General features: G+C 55.1%; 24 protein-coding genes. 11 read left to right on the forward strand and 13 right to left on the reverse strand.

Annotated elements, in window-relative coordinates; all coding sequences use genetic code 11:
- The first annotated feature begins 1 nt into the window (after window position 1).
- Entirely contained in the window at window positions 2–1,216 is a 1,215-nt protein-coding gene (locus tag ACXADJ_RS18355) for a urate hydroxylase PuuD (RefSeq protein WP_475068870.1), read from the forward strand.
- Window positions 1,217–1,264: 48 nt separating this feature from the next.
- Here ACXADJ_RS18355 and ACXADJ_RS18360 read toward each other — a convergent pair whose 3' ends face one another.
- The 3 genes from ACXADJ_RS18360 to ACXADJ_RS18370 form a co-directional block, all read right to left on the reverse strand.
- Window positions 1,265–1,561 (reverse strand): type II toxin-antitoxin system RelE/ParE family toxin, encoded by a 297-nt coding sequence (locus ACXADJ_RS18360; protein ID WP_475068873.1) that lies wholly within the window; start codon window positions 1,559–1,561, stop codon window positions 1,265–1,267.
- A 38-nt stretch (window positions 1,562–1,599) separates the two neighbouring features.
- Window positions 1,600–1,836 carry a type II toxin-antitoxin system ParD family antitoxin gene (locus tag ACXADJ_RS18365; protein ID WP_475068875.1) on the reverse strand — a complete coding sequence of 79 codons (237 nt, stop codon included), beginning with the start codon at window positions 1,834–1,836 and terminating at the stop codon, window positions 1,600–1,602.
- A gap of 295 nt (window positions 1,837–2,131) precedes the next feature.
- Window positions 2,132–2,779, reverse strand: coding sequence for a TetR family transcriptional regulator C-terminal domain-containing protein (locus tag ACXADJ_RS18370; protein WP_475068877.1), 648 nt, complete (start codon window positions 2,777–2,779; stop codon window positions 2,132–2,134).
- Between the two features lie 69 nt (window positions 2,780–2,848).
- Between ACXADJ_RS18370 and ACXADJ_RS18375 the strand changes: the two genes are divergently transcribed.
- Window positions 2,849–3,085: a hypothetical protein gene (locus tag ACXADJ_RS18375; RefSeq protein WP_475068879.1), complete on the forward strand. Its 237-nt coding sequence runs from the start codon at window positions 2,849–2,851 to the stop codon at window positions 3,083–3,085.
- Here ACXADJ_RS18375 and ACXADJ_RS18380 read toward each other — a convergent pair.
- The gene (locus ACXADJ_RS18380) at window positions 3,075–4,469 is read right to left on the reverse strand and encodes a uracil-xanthine permease family protein (RefSeq protein WP_475068882.1); all 1,395 of its coding nucleotides are present in this window, start codon (window positions 4,467–4,469) and stop codon (window positions 3,075–3,077) included. The two genes, ACXADJ_RS18375 and ACXADJ_RS18380, sit on opposite strands and share 11 nt — an antisense overlap.
- Before the next feature lie 478 nt (window positions 4,470–4,947).
- Here ACXADJ_RS18380 and pip point away from each other — a divergent pair, with 478 nt between their 5' ends.
- Window positions 4,948–5,901 (forward strand): prolyl aminopeptidase, encoded by a 954-nt coding sequence (pip, locus tag ACXADJ_RS18385; RefSeq protein WP_475068884.1) that lies wholly within the window; start codon window positions 4,948–4,950, stop codon window positions 5,899–5,901.
- 53 nt (window positions 5,902–5,954) lie between these two features.
- Window positions 5,955–6,509: a HugZ family pyridoxamine 5'-phosphate oxidase gene (locus ACXADJ_RS18390; RefSeq protein ID WP_475068887.1), complete on the forward strand. Its 555-nt coding sequence runs from the start codon at window positions 5,955–5,957 to the stop codon at window positions 6,507–6,509.
- Window positions 6,510–6,701: 192 nt separating this feature from the next.
- On the opposite strand, the gene alc is transcribed toward ACXADJ_RS18390, so the two are convergent.
- Both alc and puuE read right to left on the reverse strand, forming a co-directional pair.
- Complete coding sequence (gene alc, locus ACXADJ_RS18395) at window positions 6,702–7,712, reverse strand: allantoicase (RefSeq protein WP_475068889.1); 1,011 nt, start codon at window positions 7,710–7,712, stop codon at window positions 6,702–6,704.
- A 10-nt stretch (window positions 7,713–7,722) separates the two neighbouring features.
- Window positions 7,723–8,661, reverse strand: coding sequence for an allantoinase PuuE (puuE, locus tag ACXADJ_RS18400; RefSeq protein ID WP_475068891.1), 939 nt, complete (start codon window positions 8,659–8,661; stop codon window positions 7,723–7,725).
- Window positions 8,662–8,932: 271 nt separating this feature from the next.
- Here puuE and ACXADJ_RS18405 point away from each other — a divergent pair, with 271 nt between their 5' ends.
- Entirely contained in the window at window positions 8,933–9,469 is a 537-nt protein-coding gene (locus ACXADJ_RS18405; RefSeq protein WP_475068893.1) for an ureidoglycolate lyase, read from the forward strand.
- Between the two features lie 360 nt (window positions 9,470–9,829).
- Here the strand turns inward: ACXADJ_RS18405 and ACXADJ_RS18410 are convergent, their stop codons facing one another.
- The 4 genes from ACXADJ_RS18410 to ACXADJ_RS18425 all read right to left on the reverse strand — a co-directional run bounded on the left by ACXADJ_RS18410 (window position 9,830) and on the right by ACXADJ_RS18425 (window position 14,402).
- Window positions 9,830–10,822, reverse strand: a complete 993-nt coding sequence (locus ACXADJ_RS18410; RefSeq protein WP_475068894.1) for an isopenicillin N synthase family dioxygenase — start codon at window positions 10,820–10,822, stop codon at window positions 9,830–9,832.
- Between the two features lie 129 nt (window positions 10,823–10,951).
- Window positions 10,952–12,040, reverse strand: coding sequence for a BMP family ABC transporter substrate-binding protein (locus ACXADJ_RS18415; RefSeq protein WP_475068897.1), 1,089 nt, complete (start codon window positions 12,038–12,040; stop codon window positions 10,952–10,954).
- Window positions 12,041–12,526: 486 nt separating this feature from the next.
- Window positions 12,527–12,874 carry a cupin domain-containing protein gene (locus tag ACXADJ_RS18420; protein WP_475068899.1) on the reverse strand — a complete coding sequence of 116 codons (348 nt, stop codon included), beginning with the start codon at window positions 12,872–12,874 and terminating at the stop codon, window positions 12,527–12,529.
- 148 nt (window positions 12,875–13,022) lie between these two features.
- On the reverse strand, window positions 13,023–14,402 hold the full coding sequence (locus tag ACXADJ_RS18425; protein ID WP_475068901.1) for a flavin-containing monooxygenase: 1,380 nt from the start codon (window positions 14,400–14,402) through the stop codon (window positions 13,023–13,025).
- A gap of 669 nt (window positions 14,403–15,071) precedes the next feature.
- Between ACXADJ_RS18425 and ACXADJ_RS18430 the strand changes: the two genes are divergently transcribed.
- The 3 genes from ACXADJ_RS18430 (at window position 15,072) to ACXADJ_RS18440 (ending at window position 18,798) form a co-directional block, all read left to right on the forward strand.
- Window positions 15,072–17,516 carry a membrane-bound PQQ-dependent dehydrogenase, glucose/quinate/shikimate family gene (locus ACXADJ_RS18430; protein WP_475068903.1) on the forward strand — a complete coding sequence of 815 codons (2,445 nt, stop codon included), beginning with the start codon at window positions 15,072–15,074 and terminating at the stop codon, window positions 17,514–17,516.
- A gap of 182 nt (window positions 17,517–17,698) precedes the next feature.
- Window positions 17,699–18,196, forward strand: coding sequence for a MarR family winged helix-turn-helix transcriptional regulator (locus ACXADJ_RS18435; RefSeq protein WP_475068905.1), 498 nt, complete (start codon window positions 17,699–17,701; stop codon window positions 18,194–18,196).
- Window positions 18,197–18,252: 56 nt separating this feature from the next.
- The gene (locus ACXADJ_RS18440; protein ID WP_028293032.1) at window positions 18,253–18,798 is read left to right on the forward strand and encodes a glutathione peroxidase; all 546 of its coding nucleotides are present in this window, start codon (window positions 18,253–18,255) and stop codon (window positions 18,796–18,798) included.
- Window positions 18,799–18,945: 147 nt separating this feature from the next.
- On the opposite strand, the gene ACXADJ_RS18445 is transcribed toward ACXADJ_RS18440, so the two are convergent.
- Entirely contained in the window at window positions 18,946–19,383 is a 438-nt protein-coding gene (locus ACXADJ_RS18445; protein ID WP_475068908.1) for a MarR family winged helix-turn-helix transcriptional regulator, read from the reverse strand.
- A gap of 83 nt (window positions 19,384–19,466) precedes the next feature.
- On the opposite strand from ACXADJ_RS18445, the gene ACXADJ_RS18450 reads away from it, so the two are divergent.
- From ACXADJ_RS18450 to rarD, 3 genes are all read left to right on the forward strand, one after another.
- Window positions 19,467–20,282, forward strand: a complete 816-nt coding sequence (locus ACXADJ_RS18450) for a siderophore-interacting protein (RefSeq protein ID WP_475068909.1) — start codon at window positions 19,467–19,469, stop codon at window positions 20,280–20,282.
- A gap of 280 nt (window positions 20,283–20,562) precedes the next feature.
- A complete protein-coding gene (locus tag ACXADJ_RS18455; protein WP_475068911.1) occupies window positions 20,563–21,579 on the forward strand; it encodes a hypothetical protein in 1,017 nt (338 codons plus the stop codon).
- Window positions 21,572–22,507 (forward strand): EamA family transporter RarD, encoded by a 936-nt coding sequence (rarD, locus tag ACXADJ_RS18460; RefSeq protein WP_475068914.1) that lies wholly within the window; start codon window positions 21,572–21,574, stop codon window positions 22,505–22,507. The genes ACXADJ_RS18455 and rarD overlap by 8 nt, the downstream gene beginning before the upstream one ends.
- 608 nt (window positions 22,508–23,115) lie before the next feature.
- Here the strand turns inward: rarD and ACXADJ_RS18465 are convergent.
- Window positions 23,116–23,703, reverse strand: a complete 588-nt coding sequence (locus tag ACXADJ_RS18465) for a TetR/AcrR family transcriptional regulator (protein ID WP_475068916.1) — start codon at window positions 23,701–23,703, stop codon at window positions 23,116–23,118.
- Between the two features lie 20 nt (window positions 23,704–23,723).
- Window positions 23,724–24,212 (reverse strand): Lrp/AsnC ligand binding domain-containing protein, encoded by a 489-nt coding sequence (locus ACXADJ_RS18470; RefSeq protein WP_475068919.1) that lies wholly within the window; start codon window positions 24,210–24,212, stop codon window positions 23,724–23,726.
- Window positions 24,213–24,535 lie beyond the last annotated feature (323 nt).

The following is a 24,535-nucleotide window of genomic DNA, read 5'->3' on the forward strand; positions in this document are numbered from 1 at the left end:
TATGGAAGCCTACCTGGTGGATTGGCTGCACCTGCTGATCCGTTTTTTGCACGTACTCACCGCCATCGCCTGGATCGGTGCGTCGTTTTATTTTGTCTGGCTGGATAACTCGCTGGAAAAACCACCGCAGTGGAAAATCGACAAGGGCATCAAGGGCGACCTGTGGGCGGTGCATGGCGGTGGTTTTTATGAAGTCGCCAAATACCAGAACACCCCGGAACAACTGCCAAAAACCCTGCACTGGTTCAAGTGGGAAGCTTATTCCACCTGGCTGACCGGCATGGCACTGCTGATTGTGGTGTTTTACGTAGGTGCCCAAAGCTACCTGATCGACAGCACCAAGGCCGACCTCACCAGCTGGCAAGCCATCGGCATTGGCGTCGGCTCGCTGTTGGCAGGCTTTGCGGTGTACGAAGGCGCTTGCCGCACGCCGCTGATCAAACACAATCTGGCCTTTGGCCTGGTAATGCTGGCGCTGGTGACCTTTATGGCCTGGGCATTGAGTCAGGTGTTAGGTGACCGTGCCGCTTACATTCATGTTGGTGCGTTGATCGGCACCTGCATGGCGGGCAACGTATTCAACACCATCATGCCGTCCCAGAGAGTGATGGTCGAAGCCGCTGCCAAGGGCGAGAAGCCCGACCCGTACTACGGCACCAAAGCCAAGCTGCGCTCGACCCACAACAACTACGCCACCATCCCGGTGCTGTTCATTATGCTCAGCAACCACTTTCCGATGACCTACGGCCACGAATACGGCTGGCTGATTCTGGGTGCATTGGCTTTGGTCGGTGCCTGGGCTCGTCACTTCTTCAACCTGCGCCATCACGGCAAGGTGAAGCCGATGATTATTGTCTCGGCGCTGGTGGCTTTCTTTGCGATTGCCTTTATCACCATGCCATCGAACGTGCTGTCTTCAGGCAAGTCGGCTGAAATGCAAGCCGGTACGCAGGCATCAGCATTGCCAAGGGTGACTGACGTACAAGCCCTCAGTATCGTTGGCCAGCATTGCACCGCGTGCCATAGCGCGACCCCAACCGACGACATCTTCAAAGTGTCGCCAGGCGGCGTCATGTTCGACAACCTCGACCAGATCAAAGCCATGAAAGACCGAATCCTGGCCCGCGCGGTTCACACCCACGACATGCCGTTTATGAACAAAACCGGCATGACGGAAGAAGAGCGGGAAGTGTTGGGCAGGTGGCTGGAGCAGTAACCTGCTCAAGTGCTATAAATGTGGGAGGTAGCTTGCTGCCGATTTTCCTTAATCCAGCCAGCGGCCCACATCCATTCGCTTGTGCAATATACGTACAATCAGGATTTCGTTGGGTAAGGTGTTTTTATAGAAAATCACATGGCTGTCGTGACGCATTTTTCGGTAGCCAGGTTTTATTTCGTCACAGCGGATACCCGAATCCGGGTGGCTAGCCAATTGCTGAAAAGCACGGTCTAACTGCTGCAAATAACGGTTCCGCTGCGTTTTTCCCCTATGCTTTTCGGTGTGTCTGGCAATGCCAATCAGGTCTTGCCTGGCGCTGTTCGTTAGCTTGAACGTCGACATTCCTTTGCCTCTCCATTTCCAGCAGCTGCTTTGAATGATCAGGAGTTGCTGTCCAGCTCCTTGATCACAGATTCAAGGCTGTATTCAGCAATGCCGCTGGCTTCACCTTCATCGAGTGCTTTACGTAAGGTATCCAGTTTGGTCTGTTCGCTTTCCAACAAGCGCAGTGCCGAGCGAATCACCTCGCTGGCGGAACCGTAGCGGCCGCTTTCAACCTGGCTGGCAATAAAGCCTTCAAAGTGCTCACCCAGGCTAATACTGGTGTTTTTGGCCATAAGGCTGACTCCAATACCAAAATCTATGTAGATTATGGTATCAGGTGGGCTGTATAACAAGTAGACAGCAGTGGTGCCGTTACTTGTCAGAATCAGGCCGATTCGGTTTTGGCGTTGTTGATGGGCGCAAGCGCACCATCCTATGGCTTTGTCTGGCTGGTGCGGATCGGGAAATATCAGGCGGGTGTAGGAGGTAGCTTGCTGCCGAGGTTTTCTCTAACCAAAGCTTGTAGGTCGGATAAGGCCGCGAAGCGCGCCGCCATCCGACACCAGCGTAATGCGCGTGATAACGGCCTTACTTAACCCCACACCCCTTCAGGATGATGTGCGTCAGCGAGCGGGCGGCTGCGCTGTAGTCTTCCTCGACCAGCTCTTCCTTGTTCAGCGCTGAAACAATCTGGAATTTGAAGTCGGCGTAGTGCTGGGTCGATGACCACAGCAAGAAGATCAGGTGTTCGGCGGCGATTTCCTTGTCCATCTTGCCGCGTTCCTGCCATTCCTTGAAGACGGCCACTCGGCCGTTGAACCATTCCACGTAGCCTTCGTTGAAATAGCCTTCCAGGTTCGGGCCGCCGCTGATGATTTCGCTGGCGAAAATGCGCGAGGCGACCGGGTGCTTCCAGGAGAATTCGATTTTCTGTTGCAGGTATTCCGCCAGTGCCTCGGCGGGATCGTCATCGGCGGTCATGCGGGTCAGCGAGCCGTCCCACAGGTCAATGATGTCGCTTAATACGGCCAGGTACAGACCCAGCTTGTTCTTGAAGTAGTAGTGAATATTGGCCTTGGGCAGGTCGGCCCGTTTGGCAATTTCACGCATGCTGGCGCCCTTGAAACCAAAAGCCGCGAATTCCTGTTCTGCTGCCGCGATGATCACCTTTTCGTTACGCTGACGGATATCGCCGGCGGGCTTTTCACTGCGGTGGGAGGCAACGTTTAACGTCATGGGCATCTCTGATCATTCCTGTGAGGGGGCATTATAACGGCACATTCGCACCTTGGGAGGCCAAAAGCGTTGCTGACCAAAAGGAAACACTGCGAATGTTTTGGAAATAATTGCTTCGCTGATGGCAAAAGCGGTCTGGAAGGCAAAGGACAAGGTGGTGGCAAAAACGAAAGACAAGAAGGCAATAAAGCCGCCGAGAAAAAGCCACGAGCAAAAAAGCCGCCGGGAGTTATCCGGGCGGCAAGTGATGAAGGTGGTGCAGAAACGACAGAGCGCAAGGCCGGGTTATTCCTGCTCAAGCGGTAATGGAATTACGGGTTTCTTCATGAGCAGTGGGGTCTGCGGGAGTAGCCAGTGGCTTTTCTTCAGGCAGCAGCACGCTCAGAAGAATGGCCGACAGACCTCCGGTGGTGATGGCGGAACCAAAGATGCTTTGCACCAGTTTGGGCATTTGCGACAGCATGTCCGGCACCATCATGGCACCCAACCCCATACCGAAAGACACCGCCATAATCAGCATTTTGCGACGATCCAGTTGCTCGGTTGCCAGAATCTTGATGCCCGCCGCCGCGACCGTGCCGAACATCACCAGTGTGGCTCCGCCCAGTACCGGCTTTGGAATGTTTTGCAGCACACCACCAATGATCGGGAACATACCCAACACAAACAGAATGGCAGCGATGTAATAACCCACATGGCGGCTTGCAACCCCTGTTAGTTGAATAACGCCGTTGTTCTGGCTGAAGGTGGTGTTTGGCATGCTGTTGAAAAATGCCGCCAGCAGCGAGTTCAGACCATCGGCCAGCACGCCGCCTTTGACCCGTTGCAGGTAACCTTCGCCCTTGATGGGCTGACGGGAAACAATGCAGTTGGCGGTGATGTCGCCGGTGGATTCAATGGCGGTGATCAGGTAAATCAGCGCAATTGGCAGGAAGGCTGCCCAGTCGAACGAGAAGCCGTATTTGAACGGCACGGGAATACTAACGACTGGTAGAGTCGCCAGGTTGGCGAAGCTGATTTTGCCCATAAAGGCAGCCACTACAAAGCCAATCAGCAGGCCCAGCACAATCGACGACAGGCGAATCCAGCTGTTGGAGGAGCGGTTCATCACAATGATGCTGACCAGCACCAGACCGCCCAAGGCCAGATTACCCGGCGCACCGAAGTCTGGTGCCTTGAAGCCGCCAGCCAGGTCGGTCATACCAACCTTGATCAGGCTGACGCCAATGATGGTAATCACAATGCCGGTCACCAGCGGGGTGATGACGGCTTTCAGCTTGTGCAAAAACTGGCTGAGGAAAATCTCAACGAACGCCCCCAGAAAACACACGCCGAAAATCAGCGACAGAATTTCTTCCGGTCCGCCACCCTGGCCTTTGGCGATAAAGCCCGCGGCCAATACTGAACTCAGGAACGCAAAGCTGGTGCCCTGCACACAGATCATGCCGGTGCCAATGCCCAGTGGACGGCGGGCTTGCAGAAAGGTCGCCACGCCAGACACCATCAGCGCCATGCTGATCAGGTAAGGAATATGTTCACCCAGACCCAGCACGCCGCCGACGATCAGGGTTGGGGTAATGATGCCAACAAAACTGGCGAGTACGTGCTGGATGGCGGCGAAAGTGGATTCCATCGCGCCGGGTTTGGCGTCGAGCGGGTAGAGCAGCTCGGAGGGTTGTTGTTCTGCCATGGGACTCTCCCTGAAGTCAGGCCCTGTGTCAGGTTCGGGACAGCATCCGTGCGCCTGAGGGTTTGGGTCGCTTGTTAAGTAATCGTAGTTAATGGGGTAGAACGGTTGACCAAATGGTCAGATGGCAGAATAAAGAGCAAAAAGTTGGCCAAGTGGTCAGGGTGTAGGTCAAGAAACTGTCGGGATTGTTGGGTGTTGCCAGTTAGTTAATAAAAACCCTATAAAAATCATTGGTTTATATTTTTACAGGGTGAGCGTCATGGACGACGCCCGAAAGAAAGCGGGCTCAATACAAGGCGAAGTGATAAAGCTAATGCCCTTTGTGCTGGGCCTATACGCACAGATACGCACAGAAAAGCAGCCGATGAGTTAAAACCGCACAGAAAGTGGGCTTGTATTGCACCCGTGCGAAACCGTGCGCCATGGTGATAATCTGAGCTATACCAGCCAACTAAACGGCCTTCGTGAAGGAAACACCATGAGCACCGAACTGCGCACCCTTTACCCTGAAATTGAACCTTATGACTCCGGCATGCTGGACGTTGGCGATGGCCACACCATCTATTGGGAGCGGGTGGGCACACCGGGCGCGAAACCGGCGGTGTTCCTGCACGGCGGCCCGGGTGGCGGTTGCAACGAATCCCATCGTCGGGTGTTTGATCCCGCCAAATACGACGCTGTGCTGTTCGACCAGCGTGGCTGTGGCCGTTCGACGCCCCACGCCAACCTGGACGCCAACACCACCTGGCATCTGGTAGAAGATATTGAACGCCTGCGCGAAAAATTCGGCATCGACCAATGGCTGGTGTTCGGCGGCAGCTGGGGTTCTACACTGGCACTTGCCTATGCCCAAACGCATCCTGAACGTGTGTCTGAAATGGTGCTGCGTGGCATCTACACCCTGACCCAGGCCGAACTCGACTGGTACTACCAGTTTGGTGTGTCGGAAATGCACCCGGAGAAATGGCAGCACTTTATTGCGCCAATTCCGGAAGCCGAACGCGACAACATGATGCTGGCTTACCACAAGCGCCTGACCGGCGGCGACGACGCCGAAAAGCTGGCTTGTGCCAAAGCCTGGAGCCAGTGGGAAGGCGGTACGTCCACCTTGCTGCCCAACCCGGACATGGTTGAAGACTTTGGTGGCGACCAGTTTGCGCTGGCGTTCGCTCGTATTGAAAACCACTTCTTTATCAACGCCGGTTGGCTTGAGCCCAACCAGCTACAACGCGATGTTCACAAGCTGCACGGTATTCCGGCGGTGATCGTTCACGGCCGTTTCGATATGCCATGCCCGCTTAAAAACGCCTGGAACCTCGCCAACGCCTGGCCGGATGCCGAGCTTCACATTATTGAAGCCGCAGGCCACGCCATGAGTGAACCGGGAATTCTGGACCAGCTGATTCGGGCAACGGATCGGTTTGCCGAATAATTGAGCTTTGCCGGGAGCGCGGGCCGCTGGCCCGCAAAGATAAGGAATCGACAATGAGTAATACCGAAAAACCGGTTCAGCCAACTCAGTCACAGCCTTCGCAACCAACAGCAGAAGAGCAGGCGCAAATCCGCGACGACTTTCACGCCTTCATCGGCGGCTTTAACAGCCTGACGATGGCAACGGTGAACGCCAACGGCGAACCGGAATCCAGCTATGCGCCGTTTATCCAGCAAGACGGCTGCTTTTACGTGTTCCTGTCCGAGCTGGCCAGCCATACCCAAAATCTTCTCTCTTCCAAAGACGGCGAAGCCAACGTCAGCTTGTTCTGGATCGAACCGGAAGATCAGGCCCGCAATATCTTTGCCCGTACCCGCGCCACGGTATTTGCCAGCGCTGAGGTTACCGACCGTGCGTCAGACGATGGCCAGGCCGTTCTGGATGCTATGGAAGAGCAACTCGGCAACACCATGCAGGTATTGCGTGGACTAGGGGATTTTCATTTGTTCAGGCTGACGCCCAAGCATGGCGCGTATGTAACCGGATTTGCCAAGGCGTTTCGGTTGGAAGGACAGGGGTTAGAGCAAGTGGTGCATCAGGGGCGGTGATTTGTTCAGTGCTTCGGTCTGGTTGGCTAGATGGGCACAAGTGCTCACCCTATATATCGTTTTTCATCGTATTCGTAGGATGTATTAGTGGAGCGCCGCCCGGCCGAAGGCGTAATACATCAAACCCAATCGGCAGCAAGCTACCTCCTACATCGGAATAGGCAGCTTGCTTTCAGCGAATAGTCTTCTCTCTTACCCGCTGACTTTCCCCATCAACCGCACCCTGCTTATACCGCCATCCGGGAAGACGTTGATTTTTACATGGGTCACCGGGCCCAGGTTCTTAACTTCGGCCTTGTAGTTGTGTTCCTGATTGGGCTGCATTTTTTGCTGCGGCAGTAGTTCTTCCCAGTACAGGCTTTGGGTTTCTATCTGGTCGTCGGTGCCGCCGGTAACGTACGCCGCCTGAATCGAACACTTGTCCGGGTAGTTGCCTTTGAAGTGGTGGGTGTCGATAAGAATTTCTTCAATGCTACCCGCGTGGCCCAGCGCCAGAATCACCCAGTCGTTGCCCGGTGTGCGGCGGCGGGCAGTTTCCCAGCCATCGCCCATGTTGATGCCTTTGCCCGGCTGGATGATGTTGCTCATATGGCCGAAGTGCTGGTTGTTACAAGCCAGTGCTCGGCCGCCGTTCAGTGCCGCAGCGAGGTCGACCAGTTCATCGGCTGGCTGGTTGCTCCAGTCCTTGAACGGCACGCCGTACACCCGTAAGCGAGCGACGCCGCCGTCGGGGAAGATGTTCAGGCGCAGGTGCGTCCATGGCTGATCGACAAACTTGTCCACAATCGAATGGATGTGGTGGCTGTCTCCTTGCAGGTTCACCGCGGGCAGGATTTCGGTCCATTCAGTGTCGGAAGTCGGATCACCGTTTTCAATGAAACAGGCTTCCAGTGATGCCGATGGCGGGTAGTTGCCGGTGAAGTAACGGGTGTCGATATCGACCGCTTTGATGCTACCGGCGACGCCGAGTTTGACGACAGCATGGTCGTATCCGGCTTCGCGCTTGCGGCGGGATTCCCAGCCGTCCATCCACTTGCCGTTGTCGTCGTAGACGCCTTCTTTCCACACCGGTTCGTCCGGGTTCAGCATGCGGTTGGCTTCGGCGAACCAGTCGTCGGTAACGTAGATCACTTCGGTGCCCAACCGGCGGTTAGCCAGGTTTACCAGTTGCTTCAGTTGTTCTTCATTGTATTGCTTGGTCATCAGGTATTCCTTATTTCCCGGCTGGTTGCGGATAGTGGTGCATATGCCAGTGGCGGGCGATGTCGATGCGGCGACAGAACCAGACCTTGTCGTGCATCGAGACGTATTCGATAAAGCGTTTCAGGGCAGCCAGGCGACCGGGACGTCCGATCAGGCGGCAGTGCAGGCCAATCGACAGCATTTTCGGGGCGGTGGCGCCTTCTTCGTACAGCACGTCGAAGCTGTCCTTGAGGTACTGGAAGAACTGGTCGCCGCAGTTAAAGCCCTGCGGAGTAGCGAAGCGCATGTCGTTGCTGTCGAGGGTGTAGGGAATCACCAGATGCGGTTTTGATGGCCCTTTGACCCAGTAGGGCAGGTCGTCGTCGTAGGCGTCGGAGTCGTACATAAAGCCGCCTTCGGCCATCACAATGTCACGGGTGTTAGGGCCAGTGCGGCCGGTGTACCAGCCCGCCGGACGTTCGCCAGTGATATCACGAAGGATATCGATGGCTTTCATCAGGTGTTCGGTTTCTTCCTCGATGCTCATGTGCTGGTAGTCGATCCAGCGGTAGCCGTGGCTGCAGATTTCGTGGCCGTCGGCGACCATCGCTTTGATCACGTCCGGGTGGCGTTGGGCGGCCATGGCGACGGCAAAAATAGTTAGCGGAATATTGTGCTTTTTGAACAGCTTCAGAATGCGCCATACACCGGCACGGCTGCCGTATTCGTAGATGGATTCCATGCTCATATGGCGCACGTCGGCCAGCGGCTGGGCGGCGGGCATTTCGGACAGGAAGGCTTCGGATTCCTTGTCGCCATGAAGAATGCAGCGTTCACCGCCTTCTTCGTAGTTGAGTACGAACGACAGGGCAATGCGGGCATCGTCGGGCCAATGCGGGTGGGGTGGCTCGCTGCCGTAGCCAATCAGATCGCGCGGGTAGTCGGCGGACTGAGGGTGTTCAATGGACATGGTGTCTCCGGGGAGTTGGCCGTTCCTGGCAATCGCCGACGGGGATCAGCGCAAGGTACAAGGAAGCGGTTTGTTGACGCGCTTGTGCTTTGATTGGGCCAGATTAGTCGTTTATTTTTGGCCCGACAATCAATTTTCCTGACCGATTGGTCAAAGTGTGCATTTGCGGTCAAAATGGCTGGGATTTAGCGCTAGGATGGCATTTCACACAGGCTGTTCAGTGCCCGTTTTCAGCCAGCTTTTGATCGGTAATAACAGAGAGAGAACCCGAATGGACAGCGAATCCACTTTGCCGCAGGCCGTTTTTCAGCTCACGCCACAGCCGCTGACCCGCGAGGCGTTTGCGCCATTCGGGGATGTGATCGAAACAGAGGGCCGTGACCATTTCACCATTAATGATGGCTATGCCGAACGCTTTCACAACCTCGCCGATGTTGATTTGACCGAAGCCGATGGCAAGCCTTTGATCAGTATTTTCAGGGCACGTCCGCGACCACGACCGATTCAGGTGGAGATGATGGAGCGTCACCCGTTGTCGAGTCAGGCGTTTATTCCGTTGTCGTCACAGCCATTTCTGGTGCTGGTGGCTCCAGCTGGGGAGGAGCCTTCGCAGGATAACCTGACCCTGTTCAGAACTAACGGCCGTCAGGGGGTGAATTTTGCCCGCGGCGTGTGGCATTTCCCCTTGCTGGTGGAGCATGAGAATCAAGAGTTTCTGATCGTCGACCGTGGTGCGCCTGCGGCCAATCCGGGCGAGAAGAATTGCGACTTATTCTATTTTGATGGTGTGAGCGGGGAGATTGCCTGAGCGTCGTGATTGTTTCGGGTAGTGATTGTCAGGGGGGCGCGGTGCGCACCTTATATTGCTATTGCGGGCCAGCGGTCGGAGTGCCGCATCACCGCGCTCCCGGAAGGATTCGGTTGTAGGAGGAGGCTTGCCTCCGAAGTGTTTGGTGCGCAGTGCGCACCCTACAGATGGTCGGGAGTCGGCTTGTAGGAGGGAATTTATTCCCGAATAGAGTGCTCCATCGCGAATAAATTCGCTCCTACAAATAAGCCTTGGTGATCAAGTGCCTGGTTGTAGGAGAAGGCTTGCCTTCGAAATATCTGGTGCGCAGTGCGCACCCTACAACGCGGATGGGCAGGGCTGCCCATCCGGGGTTTTGTATCAGGCTTCTTCTTCCTTGCGGTAGGCGTAGGTGTTGTTGAAGCAATAGATCATCCAGTCGCCGGCCGAAATCGGTTCATATTTCGGTGTTTCGCCGTCTGCACAGCAGTTTGGCAAACAGCTGACGTCGGTGTCGAAGTCCGGTTCAACGAAGAACGGCATCGAGTAGCGTTCGGCGCCGGATGGACTGTAAACCCGATGTGGCGTTGATTTATAACGGTCGTTACTCCAGCGCGCCATCATGTTGCCAATGTTGATCACGAAGCTGTCTTCAATCGGCGGGGCGTCGACCCAGTTGCCATTCACGTCCTGTACCTGCAAGCCACCGATTTCGTCTTGCCACAGAATGGTGATGCAGCCGTAGTCGGTGTGTGAGCCCGCGCCTACTGGCGGCACGGCGTTGCCGTCGGCGTCGAGTACCGGCTGGCGTGGCGGGTAGTGCAGGAAGCGCAGCACGCTGAGCGGGTGTTCGAATTTGTCTTCAAAGAAGTCTTCGTCAATCTTCAATGCCAGCGCCAATGCGCTGAGTACCTTCTTGCCCAGCGCCAGCATGTCCCAATAGTGGGTTTCCATTTTTTGCTGGAAGTCGGCGATGGCCTCCGGATATTGGTTTGGGCCGTACAGTGGTCGCTCGGGGCCAATCAGTTCGTGACCCTTGGGCAGGTTGAGGCCCATGTCGAAGGATTCTTTCCAGTCGCTTGGTGCGGTTGGGTCGAGCTGTTCGGCGGCGGTTTCGCCATAACCACGGTGGTTGTCGGACTGGGTGATGGGAATTTTCTGCTTTTCGCTCATCGGCAGGGCGAAGAAGTCTTCCGCCAGCTGGCGCATTTCACTCATGCGTTCACGGCTGATGGGGTGGCCGGTGATGTAGAAGAAACCGCTTTCCTGACAGGCTTTGTCGATGGCGTTGGCGACGGCGAGTTTATCGGCAGTGTTGCCGCTGTAGAGTGGGGCTATGTCAATTTGAGGGATGTTGATCTGAGGGATGTTCATGTTGGTTGAGTCCAATGGAAGCTGTCCTGCTTTTCGTCAGGACAAAGAGCTGCGCCGGGGAACCCGTTCCCGGCGGCAACCTTTGTTCGATCAGGGGCGCGTTTTACGCCCCTGATCGGGTATCGCAAATTACTTCGGCAGTTTGGCGTCGATGCCTTCGACGTACCAGTCCATTTTTTCCAGGTCGGCGAAGGTCATGGCGCTGCCAGCCGGTACACGGACGGTGCCTTGCTGATCTTTCAGCGGGCCGGTGAACGGGTAAACGCTGCCGTCCTTGATGCCTTCAATCAGTTCTTCGGCGTGGGTCACGACGTCGGCCGGGATGGATTTGTTGAAGCCCGGAATCACGATGGCACCTTCTTTCATGCCTTCAACCATTGGCTTGGATTCCCAGGTGCCGTCCATCACAGCCTGTACCTGGTGGATGTAGTGTGGGCCCCATTCGTCAACCACGGACAGCAGGTGGGCGTTTGGACCGAAGGCGGACATGTCGGATGCCTGACCCACGGCGAATTTGCCACGGCGTTCAGCGGCTTGCATGGCGGCCGGGGAGTCGGTGTGTTGCAGGATGACGTCGACACCCTGGTCCATCATGGCGTTGGCGGCGTCGGCTTCCTTACCTGGATCGAACCAGCTGTTTACCCAGATGATTTTCAGTTCGGCGTCCGGGTTGTATTCGTTCAGGGCCAGCTGTACCGCGTTGATGTCGCGGATAACTTCCGGAATCGGGAAGGAGGCGATATAGCCAATCTTGTTGGATTTGGTTACCTGGGAAGCAACGTAACCGGCGACGTAACGGCCTTCAAAGGTTTTGGATACGTAAGTACCCATGTTCTTGGCCAGCTTGTAACCGGTGGCGTGTTCGAATTTGGTTTTCTTGAACTGCTTGGCGACTTTGAGGGTCGGGTTCATAAAGCCAAAGGAGGTGGTGAAAATGATGTCGTTACCGGCTTTGGCCAGGTTGCGAATCACACGCTCGGCATCGGCACCTTCGGCAACGTTTTCAACGTAGGTGGTTTCTACCTTGTCACCGAAGTGCTTTTCGACGGACAAACGACCCTGATCGTGTTGGTAGGACCAGCCGTGGTCGCCAATCGGGCCGACGTACACAAAGCCAACTTTCAGTGGCTCGGCGGCGAAGGCTGGAATGGACAGGGCTGCTGTCAGGGCACCGGCCGCAAGGCCAGTCATCAGTTTGTGAAATTGACGTCGTTTCATCCGTCTCTCCTTGTTTGGGCGGGCGCGAGGGATTATTGGGTGCGTCAGCCGATATTATTAATTTGACCGTTTGGACAGTATTTCGGTTATCCATGTAAGCAAAATGCTGACCAAGTGGTTTTTCGAGCCAGGTTTTTATGAGATTCGAGCGTATTTCGGTGATTCAGCAAGCAGTTCAGCACAGCTGCGTTCGGGATACATTGATCCATTGGTCAGAAACGTGCGTTCTGCTGGTGCATGGCCTGTTCGGCTGGGCACCCTTTTGCGGCAGTGTCTTTTAAAGCCTCACCTTTGTTTTTCAGGCTGCTTGTGGTTTGCGGGTTGATGGTGGTTTGCGGGTTGATGGTGGTTTGCCGGAAATTCGTGGTTTGCTGGATGGCTTCATATTGTCTGGATAAACGTGAGCCATCCGACCGTTCGGAGCGTCGGATGGCGCAGGCTGATCGACCTGCGCGAACAGCAGTGCAGGTCACTTTCTGGGCAGGCTTACTTCAGCTTGATGGTGAAGTGTTTCTTGATCGGCTCGATGATTTTCCAATGGCCTTTGAAGTCAGCCTCGAAAACAAAGGCATCGCCCGGGCCTACGGTGACGGTTTCGCCGCCGTCCGGAGTGATTTCAGCCTTGCCTTCTATCAGGTGTACGAACTCCCATCCGGAGTATTCGGCGTAATAGGTTCCGGGCGTGGCCTCCCACCAACCGGCGATCATGGTTTCGTCCGGTGAGGTGTACTCAATCCAGGTTTTCATGGAAGGCTCGCCTTCCACTTTGGTCCAGCCAGCAAGGTCGTCGGTGATAACGTCGACGGAAGGGGCAGGAATTTTGGTAATGGTCATAAAGATACTCGCTAGGTGTCGGGTGTCGGGTGTCGGGTGTCGGGTGTCGGGTGTCGGGTGTCGGGTGTCGGGTGGGCCGTGTAGGCTCGGGTGTTGGCGCCAGGCAGGCCGGGAGCGCCAGACTCCAGACCCCTGGCTCCAGACCGTTTTATTCCCCTGCCGCTTTCTGAATTTCTTCCGGCTTGGGCTCGTCGGCCAAATAGGCTTCCAACGAATCGTCCAACGCATACAGCCACGGGGTGTGGTGGGCTGGCGACGGCGTGCCGGTCATCACGGATGGGAAGGAGTAGTCACGGAAGGTCATGATGTTTTCCTTCTTGTGCTTCTTCCATTTAAGGAAGGTTTCGTTGACTGCTGGAATATCAAAGTTCGGGTAGTCGGTATCGTCGATCAGGTCCTGAATGTAAGAGCCCTGGTATTCGTAGGCTTCCTTGTCGTTGGCGATTTTCAGTTCGTTGTCGCGCCATATCAGGCTGTGTTCTTTCATGGCGGCAAGCTCTGGCAGTTCGATGCGCTCCATGATGACGTCGCGGGCGAACCAGGCCTGGGCGTCAAACATGTTGAAGCTGTACCACTGGTCCTGCATGCCGATGTACAGCAGTTTGGGGTTGTCTTCCCATACCACGCCTTTGTAGAGGTTCATTACCCACAGGCGGTTGTCGGTTTTCAGGCGCAGGGATTCCGGCAGGAACGGGAAGTGGTGGATGTAGCCGGTGCACAGAATAATGGCATCGATTTGTTTGCTGCTGCCGTCAACGAAGTAGACGTTATCCACATCGACGTGGGTCATGGCCGGCTTTTCTTCCCAGTTGTCTGGCCACTTGTAGCCCATCGGTGCGCTGCGATAGCAGGAGGTGACGGTTTTGGCGCCGTATTTGTAGCACTGGGAACCGATGTCTTCAGCCGAGTAGCTGGAGCCAACGACCAGTACGTTCTTGCCTTTGAATTCGAGCGCGTCACGGAAATCGTGGGCGTGCAAAATGCGGCCGCCGAAGCTTTCAAAGCCCGGATATTGCGGCACGTTAGGGGTCGAGAAGTGGCCGCTGGCGACCACCACGAAGTCAAACTCTTCGGAGTAGACCTTGTCTTCGTTGTGATCGTGAACGCTGACGGTAAAGGTGCTGCTGGCTTCGTCGAATTCAACATTGCGCACGGCCGTGTTGAAACGAATGTATTTGCGCACGTCGGCTTTATCCACACGGCCCTTGATGTAGTCCCACAGTACTTCCCGTGGTGGGTAGGAGGCGATTGGCTTGCCGAAATGTTCGTCGAAGCTGTAGTCGGCAAATTCCAGTGCTTCTTTCGGGCCGTTGGACCATAAATAGCGATACATGGAGCTGTGTACCGGTTCGCCGTTTTCATCGAGGCCGGTGCGCCAGGTGTAGTTCCACTGGCCGCCCCAGTCGGCTTGTTTTTCAAAACACACCAGTTCAGGAATATCCGCCCCTTTGGCCTGTGCTGACTGGAAGGCTCGCAGTTGGGCCAGGCCGCTTGGGCCTGCGCCAATGATGGCTACGCGCTGGGTCATAAGTGTCTCCTCGTTCTATTTTCGCGACAGAAAATTTCTTATGAGGAAACACTAGAGCGAGTGTAAAGGCGGGAACATTCCCCAGTGAGGGTAGTCTTTGGCTAGTCCTTCAAGGCCAGCTTATACCAACTGGGTAGATGAGGTGGCTGCGAGTGCAGTGTCAATAAGCGTCAAATAACAAGAAATACTTGCCAGTAGATTAATAAATCTAATCATTTGATGATGTTATATATCTTTTTGGGTTTATTGAATAATTGATATGGAATGACCTTGAAATTGGAATATTCCGTTTCGGTTTATTTTGATGAACTATCCCTCGTCTATTGTTATCTGTCCCGATAAAGGCAAAGGTCTTTGGCTTAAGGACCCTCTGAAAAACTCGGTGCCCGCTCTGGATGACAGGACGACGCTGAATCACGAAGCTGATTTGCAGGCCTGACGGGTCAAGTCAAAAATCAGCGACATAGAGTCAGCAATGCCCTGCTATCCCCGTAGGGCGCGGCCTGCAGCCCGCCAGAACGGTGTTGGCGAATTTGGAAAGGACTGGTCATTCCACTGCATTCGCCGCCTTGTTCTGACAACCTGCAAGGCACGCGCAGAGCTGTGCAGAGTTATTCAGAGGGTCCTTAATGACCTTTTTCTATCTTTGATCTCTTTCTGGGTATTTCTATGACGGACTCCAACGTATCTGGCTGGGCGCGCGCCTTGCTATGGCTGGTGGGCGCTGTGTTTGCGCTGGCTGGCCTGGGGCTAACTGTGGGCGGTGTGGTTTTGATCACCGAAGGCGGTAGCTGGTATTACTTGCTGATGGGCCTGGCGGTATTGGCCTCGGGTGTTTTATTAATACGCGAAAATATTATGGCTTTGACCGTATATTTTATAGCGTATGCAGTGACGGTTATTTGGGCAATATGGGAAGCCGGCTTTGAATTTTGGCCATTACATGCCCGTTTATATGCCTTTACCGTAATGGGCTTATTGTTGCTGCTGGTGAATCCGATTTTGCGCAAGCAAAACGGCTACTTTACCCATGGTGCAAAAAACTACGGCGCTGCTGCGGTGTTTGCCATTGCGGTGGTGGGCGGTTTTTGGGGCATGTTCCTGCCGCATGGTCAGCACAACTTTGTTGCGGATACGGGCTCGGTGAAAGTAACGCCAGCCACCGAACAGAAAAACTGGGACGCTTACGGCGGTACGTCGGAAGGTCAGCGTTTTGCGGCGCTGGACGACATTAACCGCGACACCGTTAAAGACCTGCAGGTGGCCTGGACCTACCGCACCGGTGACATCGCCGAGAGCACTGGCAACGGCTCTGAAGATCAGGAGACCCCGCTGCAAGTGGGCAATACCCTGTTCGTTTGTACTCCGCACAACAACGTCATTGCGTTGAACGCCGCCACCGGTGAAGAGAAGTGGAAAACCATCATCGATGCTCGCACCAAGGTGTGGATGCGTTGCCGTGGTTTGGCCTACTTCGATGCCGACCAGGCCGTTCAACAGCCATCTGCCGACAACAGCACTCCGGTCGATCTGACCAGTGTTCAGGCCTTCCTGCAGTCGGATAACAATCAGCAGTGTCGCCAGCGTGTGTACACCAACACCAATACCGGTGAGCTGATTGCACTGGATGCCAATACCGGTGAATTCTGTGAAGACTTTGGCTCCAACCCGGCCAAGCCAGGCCGTGTGGATCTGAAAGCAGGCATTGGTGAAGGGGCGGATAACCTCTATTCCCTGACCTCTGCGCCCACCTTGGCGGGCACCACCATCGTTGTCGGCGGCCGTGTTGCGGATAACGTTGCGCTGGATATGCCAGGCGGTGTGGTGCGCGGTTTTGATGTCATTACCGGTGAGCTGAAATGGGCGTTTGATCCGGGTAATCCGGACGACCGTCAGGCTCCAACCGATGGCCAGACGTACACCCGTTCGACTCCGAACGTGTGGGCGGGCATGACCTACGACCCTGCTTCCAACACTGTCTTTATGCCGGTGGGCAGTGCCGCGGTGGATCTGTGGGGTGTCGACCGTACCAAACTGGATGAAAAATACGGTGCTTCCGTGCTGGCGGTTGACGCCACCACCGGTGATGAAAAGTGGGTGTATCAGACTGTTCATCACGATCTGTGGGACTTTGACGTACCGATGCAGCCAACCCTGATCGACTTCCCGACAGCGAATGGAAAAGTGCCTGCCGTGGTCGTTGGTACCAAGGCGGGTCAGATTTTTGTACTGGACCGCGCCACTGGCAAGCCACTGACCGAAGTGAAAGAAATGCCGGTGAAAACCGCCACCATTCCGGGCGAAAAATACGCCACCACTCAGCCGGTGTCTGTGGGCATGCCGCAAATTGGCACCCAGCATCTGACCGAAGCGGATATGTGGGGCGCGACCGTTTTCGACCAGATGATGTGTCGTATCTCTTTCCAAAGCATGCGCTACGACGGCTTGTTTACTGCACCGGATACCGATGTATCCCTCAGCTTCCCGGGCTCGTTGGGTGGCATGAACTGGGGCGGTTTGTCGTATGACCCGGTGTCTGACTTGCTGGTGGTGAACGACATGCGTCTGGGCCTGTGGGTGCAGATGGTGCAGCAGCAGAAAGATGCCAAGGCGTCGGACGGCGGTGAAGCCGTGAACACCGGTATGGGTGCGGTACCGTTGAAAGGCACGCCGTATTCCGTGAACAAAAACCGCTTCCTGTCGGCGCTGGGCATTCCGTGTCAGGAGCCACCGTTCGGTACTCTGACCGCCATTGATATGAAGACCCAGAAAGTCGCTTGGGAAGCGCCATTGGGCACGGTGCAGGATACCGGTCCGTTTGGCATCAAGATGAAAATGCCAATCCCGATTGGTATGCCGACCATTGGTGGTTCGCTGACCACGCAAAGTGGCCTGATTTTCTTCGCTGCGACTCAGGATTACTACCTGCGTGCGTTCGACAGCGCCACTGGCGAGGAAGTGTGGAAAGCCCGTCTGCCTGTGGGTAGCCAGGGCACGCCAATGACCTATCGCTCTCCGGAAGACGGCAAGCAGTATCTGGTGATTTCCGCCGGTGGTGCGCGTCAGTCACCAGACCGGGGTGATTACGTGATTGCTTATGCCTTACCGAATTGATTGCCGAATTGATCGGTAACTGGAGTAATTAAACAAAGGGCGACCAGTGCAAGCGGGTCGCCCTTTTTTGAGCGTTTTGTTGTTTGTTCGTATGGCTGCACCAGTCTGTTTTGCCTTATTAGATTGTGCACAATACAAATGACGGCGTACAGTGAACCTAACCTGTTCACCACGAGCCGTTCATGTCTCACCCAGCCTCCTCTGATACGCCAGCCGATGTTGCTGCCAACCTGCATACCCTTGCGCAACATGGCTTGTTGCTGGATCAGCAGATTTGCTTTCCCCTCTACGCCGCGTCCAATCTGGTGATTAAAGCCTATGGCCCGTTGTTGAAGCCGTTGGGGCTGACCTATCCACAGTATCTGGTGATGCTGGCCCTGTGGCAGCATCAGCAAATGAACGTGGGGGAACTGGGCAAACAATTGCATCTGGACTCCGGCACCCTGACGCCGCTGCTGAAACGTATGGAAGCCAATGGACTGGTGTTGCGCCAGCGTTGTGTCACCGATGAGCGGCGGGTTAATGTGAGCCTCACCGATGCCGGTAAGGAACTTCAGCAGGCTGCTGCGGCCGTACCCCAGGCGATGGCTTGCCGCATGGCAGGAGACAGCCACTGGCTGCGGCAATTGCAAACCGATCTGAATTTATTGATTGAGCGGGTCGAGCAGACGAACGCTTGATCGTCGATTTCGGAACCGCGAGCGGTTTCATAAACATAACAACAGGAGAGCCTGTTATGAGCATTCACGATATCGCAGTAACCACCATCGAAGGCAAAACCCAGCAGCTGGCAGACTTCAAAGGCAAAACCCTGCTGATTGTTAACGTTGCGTCCAAATGCGGCCTGACCCCGCAGTACGAAGCACTGGAAGCTCTGTACAAAGAGAAGAAAGACGCCGGTCTGGAAATTCTGGGCTTCCCTTGCAACCAGTTCCTGGGTCAGGAGCCGGGCACTGACGCTGAAGTAGCCGAGTTCTGCTCGCTGACTTACAACGTCACCTTCCCGATGTTCTCCAAGATTGAAGTGAACGGCGAAGGTCGCCACCCACTGTATCAATCCCTGATTGCCGCCCAGCCAAAGCGTACGACTGCTGAAGGCTCTGGCTTCAAGGACAAACTGGCCGGCATGAACCTGCTGTCTGACGACGAAACCGACGTGATGTGGAACTTCGAGAAATTCTTGGTCGACGCCAACGGTCAGGTTGTCGGTCGTTTTGCACCGGACATGTCACCTGCTGATGCAGAACTGAAAGACGCGATCGAAGCTCAGCTGGCCAAGTAAGCCCAGTCTGGCGTCTGGAGTCTGGCGCAAAGTAAAAGCCCGATTACTGCAAAGTGATCGGGCTTTTTGTTTTTTGGTGGGGGGTTGCGTTTATTCGCTGCCCAAGCGGTGCGCAGTGCGCACCCTACAAAGTTGAGCCATTTCAAATCATTCCTGTTTTAAATTCGCTCCCACCTTTCCCAGCAGGCTCAACAGGGTCTGGCATTCTTCGTCGGTTAATCCTGCTACTGCCTGTTCGGCCATCTGCTGGTTGAGCTGCTCAAACCCTGCCAGCAAGGGAGCGCATTGCTCGGTGACCTGCAAGCGGGTAATACGGCGGTCTTTTTCATCCGCTATACCCACAACCAATCCCTGTTTTTTCAAATTGCTGATGATGCGGGCAATCTGTCCCTTGTCGCGTCCGGAGCGTTCTACCAGATCTTTTTGGGTGGCACCGGGTGTGGCGGCAATAAAGCGCAGCGCTTTGAATTCCATGCCAGCGATACCGTCGGAGTGCTCGCGGCTGAGCTGATGGTGGCGGCTGCGAATGCTGCGCTGGATGTCGCCAATAGCGTCGAAGATGTGTTCCGGGAACGATCTGTTCATAAATGCGACCAATGGTTGACCTTGTCAACCTAACCTCCTGGGTGTTTAATGGATGACATTATCAACCATTCGAGGAAAACTCAATGAACAGATTACAAAGCAAGCTGGCATTGAGAGCCCGTAAAGCCGATGCCCTGCAAGCACGTTCCGGTGCTGTTGCCACGCCTTCCAAACCCGCTGCCAGCCGTTCTATCCGTCGGGTACGCCATGATATCAAGGTGCGTCATGTGGCCGTGGCCAGTGTGCAGCATCCGTCGCCGGGTTTTGTGTCGATCCGTTTGCAGGGGGACGACCTGGTCGACTTTCCCTCACAGTCGTTCGATGACCACATCAAGGTGTTTGTGCCACAAGATGGCGCGGAAGCCATTCGGCGGGATTACACCCCGCGTTGTTTTGATGCCGCAACCGGCGACCTGACCATCGAGTTTGCCCTGCACGATGGCGGCGCTGCCAGCGATTGGGCCAGCCGTTTGCAGGCCGGCGATCGGGTTCAGGTAGCTGGCCCAAAAGGCTCGATGGTGATTCCGATGGATTATGAGTGGTACTGGCTGATTGGCGACCCAACCTCGTTGCCTGCCATCAGCCGTTTTTTGGAAGAAGCGCCTGTCGGCTGCAAGGTGACGGTGGTGTGCCAGATTGCCAACGAAGGTGATCAGCGCGAGTTCGCGACAGCCGCCAACGCCGATGTACATTGGGTCAGCGATTATCAGCAGCTGCTGGCCACCGTACATGAGCTGGAATTGCCAGCGGGCGAAGGCTTTGTATGGGGCGGTCTGGAAGGTCATACCGTGTCTCGCTTGCGCACCATGGTGCTGGAGCAAAAAGGCCACCCGCGTGAGCACAGCAAACTGTCGGCTTATTGGAAGCAGGGGCTGGCGGATTCCAGTGAGAAGGGCTGAAGGCGATTCAGCCCCATTGTTTTGATGATGGACTGGTGCAGGTTGTGCTGGGCAGGGCCCAGCCTACGGTCCCGGGTTTAATCGATCGAGAGCAAGCTCTCTCCCACAATACTGCCAGACGCCAGACGCCAGATGCCAGACCTCAGACCTCAGACCTCAGACCTCAGACCTCAGACTGTACTGATCGAATCGATCGTTTCTGTATCTGTTGCAGTACAGTTGCCTGAGTAAACTATCGTCTTTAATCACCCCCACTGTTTCCTCGTTCGCTGGAGCTTCCGTGTCGCTTCCTTCCCGTTTTGTACGCCAGGTATTACCTGCCTTGGCGCGAGAAATCTGGTCTGTTTACTGGACCCTGTTCAAATTGATGGTGCCTGTGATTCTGGTGGTCAAGGTGCTGGAAGAGCTGGGTGCTATTCCGGTGATCAGTCAGGTTTTGGCGCCGATCATGGGGTTGGTTGGCTTGCCTGAAAGCACCGGTCTGGTGTGGGCGACGACGCTGCTGACCAATATCTACGGCGGCATGATTGTGTTCTTCGAGCTGGCGTTGCAAAACCAGCTGACGGTGGCGCAGGTGACGGTGTTGGGCGGTATGTTGCTGGTGGCGCACGGCTTGCCGGTTGAGGTGCGCATTGTGCAGAAGTCAGGCGTGCGCTGGTTGGTGGCGCTGGCTATCCGTATGTTTGGGGCGCTGTTGTACGGCGCGATTCTGAATCTGGTGTATGCCTCGGGTGACTGGTTGCAGCAGCCTCTGACGCTGATGTGGCAGCCGGAGCTGCATGATCCCACTCTGTTGGAGTGGGGCGTTCAGCAAATCCAGAGTTTGCTGGTGATTCTGGCGGTGGTGTCGGTCTTGATCAGCCTGTTGAAGTTTTTGCGCTGGATTCATGTCGAGCGGGCGATGATCTGGCTGTTGCAGCCGGTGTTGCGATTGTTGGGTATCAGCAAACAGGCCGCCAGCCTGACCATTGTCGGTATGACGTTGGGGCTGTCGTTTGGCGGTGGCCTGCTGATTCAGGAAGCCAAAACCGGACATATCCACAAGCGCGATATTTTTGCGGCGATGTTTTTGCTGTCGCTGTGCCACAGCCTGATTGAAGACACCCTGCTGATTTTGCTGTTGGGCGCGGATATTTCCGGGGTGTTGTGGTTTCGTCTGGTGTTCTCACTGTTGGCGGTGGCGCTGGTTACTCGCTTGCTGGCGCGCTGCAGTGATGCTTTCTGGCAACGTTGGCTGGTCTATCCGGAGCCATTGTCGAATCCGGTTGCAGCACAGGAGGCCAAGAACAATGTCTGAAGTACCTTCTTCCGCTACTCAGAGCAATCCGGCGCAGAACAGCAATGCCGGTATCTGGTTTGCCCTGTCGGCCTATGGCTTGTGGGGGCTGTTTCCGGTCTATTTCAAATGGTTGGAAGACGTACCGGCGTTTGAAGTGTTGCTGCATCGGGTGGTGTGGTCGGTCGGCTTTTTGTTGGTGTTGGTGTTGGTCACCAAGCGCTGGAAGGCGTTTGTCACCGTGATCAAACAGCCGAAGATGCTGCGCTGGCTGACTCTGAGTGCGGTCACCATGGCAATCAACTGGCTGGTGTTTATCTGGGCGGTGGCCAACGAGCGGATTCTGGAAACCAGTCTGGGGTATTTCCTCAACCCCTTGATCAGTATTTTCCTCGGCATGGTGTTTTTGTCTGAGCGTTTGCGGCGAGGCCAGTGGATTGCCCTGTCGCTGGCAGCGGCGGGTGTGCTGGCTCAGGTGGTGATTTATGGCAGCTTGCCTTGGGTTGCCCTGGGTGTGTCGATCAGTTTTGGCCTGTACGGCCTGTTGCGTAAGCAGATTCCGGTGGAGTCGATTCTGGGGCTGTTTGTGGAAACCCTGATTTTGTTGCCGTTTGCCCTTGGCTACATGGTTTGGCTGGAACAACAGGGAACCCTGATGTTTGGTCATGGCGATTGGCGCATCAACGCGCTTTTGCTGGTATCCGGCGTGGTAACCAGCATTCCGCTGCTGCTGTTTGCCGCCGGTGCCCGTCGATTGCCACTGATGATGATGGGGTTCCTGCAATATTTGGTGCCGACCATTTCGTTCTCGCTGGCGGTGCTGGTGTACAACGAGCCGGTCGACAATGCCAAGCTGATGACGTTTGTGGCGATTTGGGTCGCGCTGGTGATTTTTACGTTGGAAGGCCTGCGCAACCGAAGAAAGTCGCTTTTGAAACCGGTTGCCTGATCGTTTATTTGGTCGTGGCCTGTTTGGCGTCTATTCGACTGTTGATCTTGCGGTTTGATGGTCGAAAGGGGGGTTATATCTGTAATCTGGTGGGTGATTCTTGCTGGTGTTTTAGGTCAATACAGGCCATTGGGGCGGGCGAGAAAATGGCTCAGGGATTTTCCCCACAAAAACTATCAAATTGGTTTAAAAAACCATGAATTTGTCGTTATTTGTGCAAATCATTTGGGTGGGTTTGAGTATGATTTGTACAGATATCGCGGTACACCTTCGACGATGTTAGCCGGGTTGGAATTGCCGCTAACCGCTCATCGAACGGACTTTCGCGATTCTTGTTCTGACACTCTGTGTCCTCGTCCTTCGATCCTGCTGATCGAATCCTGCGTCGGTCCCTTCATCCCGGCGCAGGGCTCCGTGTGTAGACACGGTACCTCTAGTCTCTTAATCGAGGTTTTTTTAGCGCAGCCATTGGCTGCGCTTTTTTTTGCCTGCGATTTATTGCCTGTGATTGAACCGTACCATTTAACCCCGGCATTGAGCCGTGCTGTTGAGGGGGGCTCAGCATGGACTGAGCCGACCTGGCTCCCTGGTAGTGGTGACGGAGACGTTTATTCCGCAGGCACCGCGATCAGGTGCTGGATGCCCTGATAAATCATGGCGCTGACCTGTTCTGCCAGAGTGGCCGGGTCGTATGGCAGCCGCTTGTTCAGTATCTCAACAATCACACCCATGGTGGCACTGCTGTAGAACGTGGTGATCAGGTGCAGCTGCTCCGGGGTAACCGGTTTGGTTAGCCCTTGCTCGGCACGGCGGCGGAAAAAGTCGGTGTGCTGGTTGCGCACCATTTGCAGTGCAACGTCACCGGCACGGCCGCTCAGCGCCAGGCGCAAAATCAGGTCGTTGGGGTCGATGGTCAACAGCATGTGCTCGATCAGCGAGCGCAAACGCTCGTGGCCCGGTGGTTGGGCATCGGCCAGGTAGTCGTCAAACAGGCTCTGACGCTTGTCGATCCACTGTTGCACGTGCTCATTGATGATGTCTTGCCTGCTTTCGTAGTTGGAATAAAAAGTCGGTCGGGTTACGCCAGCTCGTTCAGTGATCTGTTCGATGCTGATTTCTTCCAGCGGCTGGTTTTGCAGCAGCTCTGACAGTGCCGCACGCAGTTTGGCACGGCTTTTCAGGCGTCGGGCGTCCATTGAGGGTCCTGAGTTAACGGTTAACGTTCTTCGATGGGGAGCAGTGCGCTCTCTTTGACTTCTTCCATCACGATGTAGCTTTTCGAGTTTTTCACCCCTGGCAAGGTAAGCAGCAGCTCGCCCAGCAAGGCGCGGTATTCGGACATGTCGTTGATACGTGCTTTCAGCAGGTAGTCAGCGTCGCCGGATACCAGGTGGCATTCGAGTACATAGGGCAGTGTAGCGACGGCCTGGTTAAAACGCTGGAACGCATCGGGAGACTGGTAAGACAGCGAAATCTCGACGAATACCAGCATGCTGTATTCCAGCATTTGTGGATTCAGGCGGGCGTAGTAGCCTTCTATGTACCCTTCTTTCTCGAGTCGCTTGACCCGTTCAATACAGGGGGTGGAGCTAAGGCCAATCCGGTCTGCAAGGTCTACATAGCTGACCCGACCATCCCGTTGCAGTTCATTCAGGATGCGTTTGTCGAGCCTGTCCAATGGACGCTTTTTTCCAGAAGTCTTCATCTTGATAATCCAGAAGTTATTCTATTTTTGGTGGAATATACCGGTTGTACAGATTTTTGCAGAAAATCCAGCCAATTAAGATGCTACTTGCGTGCAAATTCTTAATTTTTTGGACATTTTCGGGGAATTGGCGCTTTGTCGGCCGGTTTTCCGGGGTATTTCAGGATTATTGATCTCTCGTGGATCGTTTTGTCATGCATTAATGGCAAAATAGTTGAATTTTCACTGATTTGACGATGGCTGTTGGGAATGTCTGTGGTCGCTGCCGGGTGCTTTGCGTTGGCAGGGAAACCCGGCGTTTACAAAAACAGCCATTCACAAAC

It is taken from the genome of Oceanobacter sp. ABM4_470, from assembly GCF_056158645.1.

Excerpts from the sequence above, each read along its gene's own strand:
- ACXADJ_RS18410 (WP_475068894.1), bottom strand. The coding sequence starts at position 10,822 with ATGAACATCCCTCAGATCAACATCCCTCAAATTGACATAGCCCCACTC.
- ACXADJ_RS18370 (WP_475068877.1), bottom strand. The coding sequence starts at position 2,779 with ATGACGTTAAACGTTGCCTCCCACCGCAGTGAAAAGCCCGCCGGCGAT.
- rarD (WP_475068914.1), top strand. The coding sequence starts at position 21,572 with ATGTCTGAAGTACCTTCTTCCGCTACTCAGAGCAATCCGGCGCAGAAC.
- ACXADJ_RS18425 (WP_475068901.1), bottom strand. The coding sequence starts at position 14,402 with ATGACCCAGCGCGTAGCCATCATTGGCGCAGGCCCAAGCGGCCTGGCC.
- ACXADJ_RS18405 (WP_475068893.1), top strand. The coding sequence starts at position 8,933 with ATGGACAGCGAATCCACTTTGCCGCAGGCCGTTTTTCAGCTCACGCCA.
- ACXADJ_RS18380 (WP_475068882.1), bottom strand. The coding sequence starts at position 4,469 with ATGGCAGAACAACAACCCTCCGAGCTGCTCTACCCGCTCGACGCCAAA.
- ACXADJ_RS18465 (WP_475068916.1), bottom strand. The coding sequence starts at position 23,703 with ATGGACGCCCGACGCCTGAAAAGCCGTGCCAAACTGCGTGCGGCACTG.
- ACXADJ_RS18445 (WP_475068908.1), bottom strand. The coding sequence starts at position 19,383 with ATGAACAGATCGTTCCCGGAACACATCTTCGACGCTATTGGCGACATC.
- ACXADJ_RS18355 (WP_475068870.1), top strand. The coding sequence starts at position 2 with ATGGAAGCCTACCTGGTGGATTGGCTGCACCTGCTGATCCGTTTTTTG.
- alc (WP_475068889.1), bottom strand. The coding sequence starts at position 7,712 with ATGACCAAGCAATACAATGAAGAACAACTGAAGCAACTGGTAAACCTG.
- pip (WP_475068884.1), top strand. The coding sequence starts at position 4,948 with ATGAGCACCGAACTGCGCACCCTTTACCCTGAAATTGAACCTTATGAC.
- ACXADJ_RS18470 (WP_475068919.1), bottom strand. The coding sequence starts at position 24,212 with ATGAAGACTTCTGGAAAAAAGCGTCCATTGGACAGGCTCGACAAACGC.
- ACXADJ_RS18450 (WP_475068909.1), top strand. The coding sequence starts at position 19,467 with ATGAACAGATTACAAAGCAAGCTGGCATTGAGAGCCCGTAAAGCCGAT.
- ACXADJ_RS18430 (WP_475068903.1), top strand. The coding sequence starts at position 15,072 with ATGACGGACTCCAACGTATCTGGCTGGGCGCGCGCCTTGCTATGGCTG.
- ACXADJ_RS18415 (WP_475068897.1), bottom strand. The coding sequence starts at position 12,040 with ATGAAACGACGTCAATTTCACAAACTGATGACTGGCCTTGCGGCCGGT.
- ACXADJ_RS18365 (WP_475068875.1), bottom strand. The coding sequence starts at position 1,836 with ATGGCCAAAAACACCAGTATTAGCCTGGGTGAGCACTTTGAAGGCTTT.
- puuE (WP_475068891.1), bottom strand. The coding sequence starts at position 8,661 with ATGTCCATTGAACACCCTCAGTCCGCCGACTACCCGCGCGATCTGATT.
- ACXADJ_RS18440 (WP_028293032.1), top strand. The coding sequence starts at position 18,253 with ATGAGCATTCACGATATCGCAGTAACCACCATCGAAGGCAAAACCCAG.
- ACXADJ_RS18360 (WP_475068873.1), bottom strand. The coding sequence starts at position 1,561 with ATGTCGACGTTCAAGCTAACGAACAGCGCCAGGCAAGACCTGATTGGC.
- ACXADJ_RS18435 (WP_475068905.1), top strand. The coding sequence starts at position 17,699 with ATGTCTCACCCAGCCTCCTCTGATACGCCAGCCGATGTTGCTGCCAAC.
- ACXADJ_RS18420 (WP_475068899.1), bottom strand. The coding sequence starts at position 12,874 with ATGACCATTACCAAAATTCCTGCCCCTTCCGTCGACGTTATCACCGAC.
- ACXADJ_RS18390 (WP_475068887.1), top strand. The coding sequence starts at position 5,955 with ATGAGTAATACCGAAAAACCGGTTCAGCCAACTCAGTCACAGCCTTCG.